7 protein-coding genes, 1 tRNA gene and 1 pseudogene are annotated in these 7571 nt (G+C 44.7%); 8 read left to right on the top strand and 1 reads right to left on the bottom strand.

The window, feature by feature from the left end:
- From ACJV7B_RS04505 to ACJV7B_RS04490, 4 genes and pseudogenes are all read left to right on the top strand, one after another.
- Positions 1-239: ATP-dependent Clp protease proteolytic subunit (locus tag ACJV7B_RS04505; protein WP_419389059.1), on the top strand; the 239-nt coding region annotated here is incomplete at its 5' end.
- Positions 240-359: 120 nt separating this feature from the next.
- A tRNA-Arg gene (locus ACJV7B_RS04500) sits at positions 360-433 on the top strand.
- 132 nt (positions 434-565) lie between these two features.
- A pseudogene (locus ACJV7B_RS04495) lies at positions 566-1804 on the top strand (Na+/H+ antiporter NhaA); the annotation flags it as partial.
- 85 nt (positions 1805-1889) lie between these two features.
- Positions 1890-2693, top strand: coding sequence for an LOG family protein (locus tag ACJV7B_RS04490; RefSeq protein WP_004137359.1), 804 nt, complete (start codon positions 1890-1892; stop codon positions 2691-2693).
- A gap of 1 nt (position 2694) precedes the next feature.
- Here the strand turns inward: ACJV7B_RS04490 and ACJV7B_RS04485 are convergent, their stop codons facing one another.
- Positions 2695-3741 carry a succinate dehydrogenase/fumarate reductase iron-sulfur subunit gene (locus tag ACJV7B_RS04485; protein WP_004137357.1) on the bottom strand — a complete coding sequence of 349 codons (1047 nt, stop codon included), beginning with the start codon at positions 3739-3741 and terminating at the stop codon, positions 2695-2697.
- Positions 3742-3834: 93 nt separating this feature from the next.
- Here ACJV7B_RS04485 and ACJV7B_RS04480 point away from each other — a divergent pair, with 93 nt between their 5' ends.
- The 4 genes from ACJV7B_RS04480 to ACJV7B_RS04465 all read left to right on the top strand — a co-directional run bounded on the left by ACJV7B_RS04480 (position 3835) and on the right by ACJV7B_RS04465 (position 7441).
- Positions 3835-4632: a 16S rRNA (uracil(1498)-N(3))-methyltransferase gene (locus tag ACJV7B_RS04480; protein WP_102694700.1), complete on the top strand. Its 798-nt coding sequence runs from the start codon at positions 3835-3837 to the stop codon at positions 4630-4632.
- Between the two features lie 113 nt (positions 4633-4745).
- Positions 4746-5123 (top strand): histidine triad nucleotide-binding protein, encoded by a 378-nt coding sequence (locus ACJV7B_RS04475; protein WP_419389058.1) that lies wholly within the window; start codon positions 4746-4748, stop codon positions 5121-5123.
- A gap of 136 nt (positions 5124-5259) precedes the next feature.
- Positions 5260-5814: an rRNA maturation RNase YbeY gene (ybeY, locus tag ACJV7B_RS04470; protein ID WP_004135153.1), complete on the top strand. Its 555-nt coding sequence runs from the start codon at positions 5260-5262 to the stop codon at positions 5812-5814.
- Positions 5815-5881: 67 nt separating this feature from the next.
- Positions 5882-7441 (top strand): hemolysin family protein, encoded by a 1560-nt coding sequence (locus ACJV7B_RS04465; RefSeq protein WP_119521218.1) that lies wholly within the window; start codon positions 5882-5884, stop codon positions 7439-7441.
- The last annotated feature ends 130 nt before the right edge of the window (positions 7442-7571 follow it).

Genomic DNA, 7571 nt, shown 5'->3' with positions numbered 1-7571 from the left:
ATGCGCGCGTGCTTATTCATCAGCCTGCAATGGGTCAAGATTTTGGTAAGGCTACTGAAATTGAGATTCAGGCTAAGGAAATGCTTCGATTGCGAGAATGGTTAGAAAATACTCTTGCTAAGCATACCGGTCAAGATGTTGAGCGTATTCGCAAAGATATTGAGGTGGATACAATCTTAACTGCTCCAGAAGCTAAATCTTACGGTCTTGTAGATAAAGTGCTTGAGCATCGCGAGTAGTTTTTTGTAGAAGATAAGCAAACCCCGGTCGACACGCCGGGGTTTGTGTTTTGTTGGTGATGGTTGTATATTAGTCAAGTTGCCGAAAACGAGAGCGTTGTTCTTGTGGACGGAAAACATGCGCCAGTAGCCCAACGGATTAGAGCATCTGACTACGGATCAGAAGGTTGCAGGTTCGAATCCTGTCTGGCGCACGAACAAAACGCGAAGCATTTGCCTCGCGTTTTTTTTTTATCTCAGCTACTTGGTTTATCCCTTTCCGCTATACTAAAAAGTGCTGCAAAATTAATGTGTTTTGCATAACTTTGGGAGGAAATATTTACAAAATGATACGACGCAGCTGGATAATAGTACGCAATATAGCAAATAATGAGCGAATTTCTGGCTTAATTATGCTTGGTTTTGCTCTTACTGGCTTATTGCTTGCAAACATTCCTTTAACCGCGCCAGTATTTGAAGCTGTTTCGCATACTCATATTGGTATTCCGTTTACTAATATTCACATGTCGATTAGCCATTGGGTTCAAGACGGCGTGCTTACTATTTTCTTCCTTTCTGTTGGCTTAGATTTAAAGCACGAGCTTATTGCTGGTTCTCTTTCTGATCCTCGTGCTGCTGCAATGCCAATGATTTGCGCAGTTGGTGGCATGGTTGCTCCGCCTTTGCTTTTTGTGGCAACAGTAACCGTATTTTCGGAGCTTCACGCCGGTCAGGAGATTATGCGTCTTACATCCGGCGCTTTACCTTCGTTAGACATGGTTCGTGCTGGTTGGGCGATCCCAACTGCAACTGATATTGCTTTTTCGCTTGCAGTATTAGCTTTATTTGCTAAAACTTTGCCTCATGCTTTGCGCGCGTTTTTGATGACTCTTGCAACTGTTGACGATTTGCTTGGAATTGCGCTTATTGCAGTGTTCTTCTCTTCACTAAACGCGTGGTACTGGTTTGTTGGCGTTGTTGTGTGTGGTCTTATTTGGACTACTTTAGTGCGTCTTAAACATGTTCCGTGGCCTCTTGTAGCGCTAGTTGGTGTTGTGGCATGGGTAATGATGTATGAAGCTGGAGTGCACCCAACTTTAGCTGGCGTAATGGTAGGATTGCTCACTCCTGCGCATCTAGTTCACGGAGAAAAAACTTTGCGAGCTGAGCGTTATCGCGAAAAAATTCAGCCTGTATCTGCTTTAGTAGCGTTACCTATTTTTGCGCTTTTTGCAACCGGCGTGCATTTTGAAACGCTAACTTGGGAGCTGTTCTTGTCTCCAATTCTTATTGCTATTACTATTGCTCTGGTTGTTGGAAAACCTTTGGGAATTATGGTAACTGCTTGGATTTCAAAGCGCTTACTTGGCTTAAAAGTTCCGGACTCTTTGCGTGTAGTTGATTTGCTTCCGACTGCTTGTGCGTGCGGTATTGGTTTCACAGTTTCGCTACTTATTGCTTCTCTTGCATATTCGGACGCAGATTTGTCTGCAGAGGCACGTTTTGGTGTTCTTGTTGCTTCTATTGTTGCGGCTGGTGTTTCGGGATTCTTGCTTTCTATGCAATCAAAGCATATGGAAGAAGAATTGGACGATATTGAAGATTAACTTTTAGTATTAACTTTTGTATTAGCTTTTGTGATTATTTTTAGGATTATTTTTGGGAGTAGTTATGAATAATAGTCAGGAAGATTATTCTTCAGAAGTTCCACCTTGGTCTAATACGTATCATCGCGGTTCGGTTCTTATGCGCGGATCTATGATTCCTAAAGAAAGCACAACCGAAACGCTTCTTCGCAAAGATAGAACTCAACAGATTGCAGCAGGCGTTGGCGCAGACCGAGATAACAAGTGGGATTGGCGAAGTGCAGACCCTTGGCGCGCGCTTCGAATTCAGGCCGAATTTGTTGACGGTTTTGACGCTCTTGCTGGATTAGGGCCTGCTGTTAGCGTTTTTGGCTCTGCGCGCATAAAAGAGGGCGAGCCGGAATATGTGGACGCGCTAACTATGGGCAAGGAGCTTGTAAAACGCGGTTTTGCTGTTATTACAGGCGGCGGCCCTGGCATTATGGAGGCTGCTAATCGCGGTGCTGCAGAAGCTGGTGGCACTTCGGTTGGTTTGGGTATTGAGCTTCCGCACGAGCAGGGTTTGAATAAGTGGATTAATCTCGGAATGCAGTTTAGATACTTCTTCGTTAGAAAAACAATGTTTATGAAGTATTCTTCCGGAATTATTGTGTGTCCTGGCGGATTTGGCACAATGGACGAAATGTTTGAAGCTCTAACTCTTGTGCAAACGCATAAGGTTGCGCGCGTGCCGGTTGTGCTGTTTGGAACTGAGTATTGGAAGGGCTTGATTAACTGGCTGCAGTCAACTGTTACTTCTCGTGGATTAATTTCGTCTCTTGACCCGCATTTGTTTGCTGTTACGGACGATCCGCTAGAAGCAGTGCGCATAGCGTCTGGAATTGAATAATCTAAGAGTTTTTGCGCTCATTCACTAGTGTTGTAAGTTGCCAAATTTCTTCGCCGACGTCAATTCCGCGCGGACACTGCCTTGAGCACGCACGAACCGACTGGCATGCACTAATTCCGTCGCTGCCGTCAATCAAATCTAATCGACGCTCTGTTGCATTGTCTCTAGAGTCGTAAATAAAACGAGCCGCGTTAATCAAAGCAGCAGGCCCAATAAAAGCCTCACCGCCGGCGTAGATTGGGCATATTCCTTCGCACGCACCGCACATAATGCAGTTACTTAAAAGCTCAAACTTTTGTAACTGTTCAGGATGCTGCAAAAACTCAATAAGCTTAAGTTTTCCTTCGGCATTTCGCACAGAAACGTCTGCTGCTTGTAAATAAGGCTCTAAACGTTTTATTTGCGAAACCATAGGTGAAAGGTCGCAAATAAGATCGCGATGAACTGCAAATCCAGCAAGAGGTGCAAGTTCGATAATACCGAAACTTCCATTTTTTTGAGCTACAGTCTGCGTAGATTCTTTTTGTAGAATTGGCGATTTTGCTGAGCTTTCGCCGCTACTTGAAGTTCCGGTTTTTCTAAATCCGCGAGATTGCACGTTATTTGTGATTTCTGGACGAGCGTTCGCGCCTATTGTTGCGCTGCAAAGTAAAGTTGGCATGCCGTTTACGTTTGCAGCATCCGATCCGCAAACTCCGTGGCCACAAGAGTAGCGAAAAGCCAAAGTAGGGTCGATTGTGCGCTTAATAGTTAGCAAGCAGCTAAGAATAGTATCCGTTGAGCGAACGCGCAAAACGTAATCTTGAACCCAATGCTTGCCTTGAATGCGTTTTATAGAAGGAACGGAAGATTCAGCAGCGCTATCTTCCTTTTGTGCAGAATCTACTTTTGCAAAAGGATTGCTACGCTTTTTTCGAGCAAATGGACTTTCGTTACGTTTTCGCACGAGTTTAGTAGCGTCTTGCGGATTTTGCGTTTCTTCGCACGGCGCAAAGCGGGAAATACGCAAAGTAACAAGCGCAGTGTTATCACCAAGCTCATTACTCATTGCAACCTCCAGTACGTACTGTTCTAGTTTGCCACAATACTTGCACAGAAATATTTTTAGTACTTGGCGCATCCTCACGTTAGGCTTTAGATTATGACTGACGCTTTATTTTTGCTAGATACTGACCACGATAATGCTCCTGTGCTTGCAGATGGGATTGAGGAAGGATGGACTCTTACGCTTCCTTCCAGCGTAAAACGCCACGCAATATCCGCTATGCGCTTGTTAGAGGGTGACTCTTTGCAACTTTCTGACGGCAAAGGCTTGCGAATTCACGCAACTGTTACGGATGCTGAAAATGGTTTAGTTCGCGTCGATGCGTTCACTCGAGAAGCGCGTCGCACTACGCGTCTTGCGCTTGTGCAGGCTTTAGCAAAAACTGGCCACGATGAGCAAGCAATTGACATGGCTACGCAAATTGGCGTAGATGAAGTGATTCCTTGGTGCGCTGACCGCTCAATAGCAAAGTGGAAGCCTGGTCGCACGGATAAGCGTTGGAATCAGGTGTTGCAGGCTGCTACAGAGCAGTCTCGAAGAGCTTTTATGCCGGAGCTTCAAGAATGCGTGTCCAGTAAGCAGATTGTTGCAATATGTAGACGTGCGTGCGTTTACGGAAACCTAGTAGTGGTATTGCATCAGGATGCAACCGACTGCTGGAGCCAAATCGAGCAAGCTGTAAACACTCTTACAGAGCGCTGCCTGGATGATGGCAAGGAGCGCACTGTTTACGTGCTTGTTGGTCCAGAAGGCGGAATTAGTGACGACGAGGTTTCGATGTTTGTTGACGCTGGTGCTAAAAGCTGCGTTTTGGGTAGCAATATTTTGCGTGCTTCCACTGCAGGCCCTGTGGCACTTTCGCTTCTTTCGCGCGCTTTAGGCCGCTACGAATAGTGAAAAAATCATAAATAAAATGCGCAAGTTTGTGTAAAATAGTATGTGGTATGCCGATTGCTTTTGGCTTTTGGCATGAATTTTATTTCGTAATAAAAAATAGGGGAGAAACCATGAGCGATGCAACTATGAACGGTGCTGCGAGCCATACTGATCCAGACTGCATTTTTTGCAAGATTATTGCAGGCGAAATTCCAAGCACGCGCGTTTATGAAGATGATTCGGTAGTCGCTTTTAAGGATATTAATCCGCAGGCAAAAGTGCATGTGCTGATTGTGCCGCGCAATCACTATAAGAATGTTGCTGAGCTTGCTAGTAAAGCTTCTGAAACTTTAGCTCATATTGCTGAAGTTGCGCAAAATATTGCTAACGACGCGTTTAATGGAGACTACAGGCTTGTTTTTAACACTGGTCTTGCAGCTGGTCAAACAGTATTCCATGTTCATGCACATGTGCTTACTGGCGAAAAGCTTGTGGAAGGCAGCTTGTAAAGCTTACAAAATAGCGCAATCTTATAAAGTCGCGTGCTTTTACAAAGTAGCTTGCTTCTACAAAATTGCGCGATCGTGCAAAATCTAAACTAGCAACACTTGAAAAAATAAACTTCGAGAGGAATAACAAATAATCATGAGCATTGAAGTCATGAACGAAACCGTGTGGCGAATCGACGCTAAAATCTTCTCCGATCTTGGCATGTGGGTGTTGCAGCAGATGAAAGTCAGCACGCAGTCAGATTTATCAATTACTTTCGTTGATCCTGAGCCAATTGCCTGCCTTCACGAGCGCTGGATGAACCTTGAAGGTCCAACAGATGTTATGAGTTTTCCAATGGACGAGCTTACTCCTGGAAGCGATGAAAAAGTTTCCGAGGGCATGCTTGGAGACTTGGTGATTTGCCCTTGGGTGGCTCAGCAGCAGGCGCTCGCGGCGGGGCATAGCACAATGGAAGAGATGATGCTTTTAACCATTCACGGCATACTGCATTTGCTTGGTTACGATCACACAAATCCGGAAGAAGAAAAGCAAATGTTTGGTTTGCAGCGTCAGCTTTTGCTTACTTTCTTCGCTGCACGTTCTGGGGAATTGTATGACGCTACTCTTCCGGAAGGAGCTGTGAACGAGCTTGAACGTTACGATGCTGAGCATGATTCAAAAGGCAGCAAAAATAACAAAAGCAAGTAAGCATAAATAAGCAGAAGTAAGCATAAACAAGCATAAACAAGCAGTTGTAAGATGTAAGAGCATAATTATGGAAGATATTAAAGCATTTTTTACAAATATATCGTTACCGGAACTTCCGTTGCACGTGTGGCTAGGATTAGCCGTTTTGCTTTTGCTTGCAATTCTTCTTGTGTGGCTGTCTCTTGCAATGGCAGCTGCAGAAGGGGCAGTGCCTAGGGTTACGCGAGCTAGCTTAAACAATCTTATGATTGAAGCGCAAACTCACGATGATGACACAAGCGCAATAGTGCGTATGCGTAGAATCGCAAGAATTCATCGTGTAAAAAAGCTTATTTCAGACCGTTATGCAACTTCTAGCGCATGCGCTTTTGTGCGCGTTCTGTGCAATGTGTTTGACGGCGTTATTATTGCTGCGGTTTCGGCGTTTTTCGGCGCTCCAATGTGGCTTACTTTGGTTGTTGGCGTTGTGGTTTCGGTGATTGTTGCTGTTATTTCTATGCTTGTTCGCCCGCGTTCTGTGGGAGCTGCTCAGCCTGTGGCAAAGTTGATGAGACTTTCTCGCATTGTTTCTATTGCTATGGCGATTAATCCTCTGGTGCATATTGCTAGCGATGTGGACGTAACTTCTAGAAAAAAGAATGTTGATCTTTCAGACGATGAGGCTTTGGAAGATATTCAGCTGGATCAAGCGAAGGCGAGTATTGATCGCCTTGTTGAAGCGAATGATTTTGACCCTGAAGTTTCGGAAATGATGCGCAATGTGCTTACGCTTTCAGACACTTTGACTCGCGAAATCATGGTTCCTCGAACCGATATGATTTGCGTAAAAAGCGACGAAACGCTGGAAAATTTCCTGAAATTATGCTCAAGATCCGGATTTTCTAGAGTTCCTGTTATTGGAGATTCGGTTGACGATTTAGTTGGCGTTGCTTATTTGAAGGATGCAGTAAGAGCTACCGTGTTTAATCCTGCAGCTTCTTCGAGGGCTGTTGACACTATTAGCCGAGATCCTATGCTTGTGCCGGAGTCCAAGCCGGTTGACGATTTATTCCACGAAATGCAGCGAATCCGTCAACATGTTGCTGTAGTTGTTGACGAATATGGCGGTATTGCAGGCTTGGTTACTATTGAGGACGCTATTGAGCAGATTGTGGGCGAGCTGGAAGATGAGCATGATCGCACGCAGCATGCGGATCCGGAAGAAGTAAGCGATGGCGTGTGGAAGATGCCTGCTAGAACGCCGATTGCGGATTTGGAGGATATTTTTGAAGTTCATATTGACGAAGATGATGTGGACACTGTGTTTGGTTTGCTTACGAAGCTGCTTGGTAACGTGCCGATTGTGGGATCTAGTGCGGTTACAAGAGGCTTAAAATTAACTGCTGTGGATTCTGCTGGTAGACGAAAGAAAGTCTCAACTATTTTGGTTGAGCGCGATGTTAAGGGCTTAGAAGAGCCTAAAGACGAGCAGTCTGAAAATAGCAGCGCGGTAAAACTTTCGGAAAAAATATCTGAAAAGATTTCGGAAAAACTTTCGGAAAAAATTTCCACACAAACGCTGGAAAGTAAGCAAACTAACGCGCTTAAGCAAGCAAGTAATATGAAGCAAACGAATTTACTGAAGTAAACGAATATGCTGAAATAAAGAACTGGATGGTAAGAATAACGTGAATAATATTAACAACTTTGACAATACTGATGACTTCGACGATACCGATGATTTCGACGACACTGATGACTTCGACGACACTGATGAC

It is taken from the genome of Gardnerella bretellae (genome assembly GCF_048545135.1).
GTDB lineage: Bacteria > Actinomycetota > Actinomycetes > Actinomycetales > Bifidobacteriaceae > Bifidobacterium > Bifidobacterium greenwoodii.
This window is presented reverse-complemented; position numbering and strand designations above follow the sequence as displayed.

Bases quoted from the DNA above. Each gene is read 5' to 3' on its own strand.
- ACJV7B_RS04465 (WP_119521218.1), top strand. From the start codon at position 5,882: ATGGAAGATATTAAAGCATTTTTTACAAATATATCGTTACCGGAACTT.
- ACJV7B_RS04480 (WP_102694700.1), top strand. From the start codon at position 3,835: ATGACTGACGCTTTATTTTTGCTAGATACTGACCACGATAATGCTCCT.
- ACJV7B_RS04490 (WP_004137359.1), top strand. From the start codon at position 1,890: ATGAATAATAGTCAGGAAGATTATTCTTCAGAAGTTCCACCTTGGTCT.
- ACJV7B_RS04475 (WP_419389058.1), top strand. From the start codon at position 4,746: ATGAGCGATGCAACTATGAACGGTGCTGCGAGCCATACTGATCCAGAC.
- ACJV7B_RS04485 (WP_004137357.1), bottom strand. From the start codon at position 3,741: ATGAGTAATGAGCTTGGTGATAACACTGCGCTTGTTACTTTGCGTATT.
- ybeY (WP_004135153.1), top strand. From the start codon at position 5,260: ATGAGCATTGAAGTCATGAACGAAACCGTGTGGCGAATCGACGCTAAA.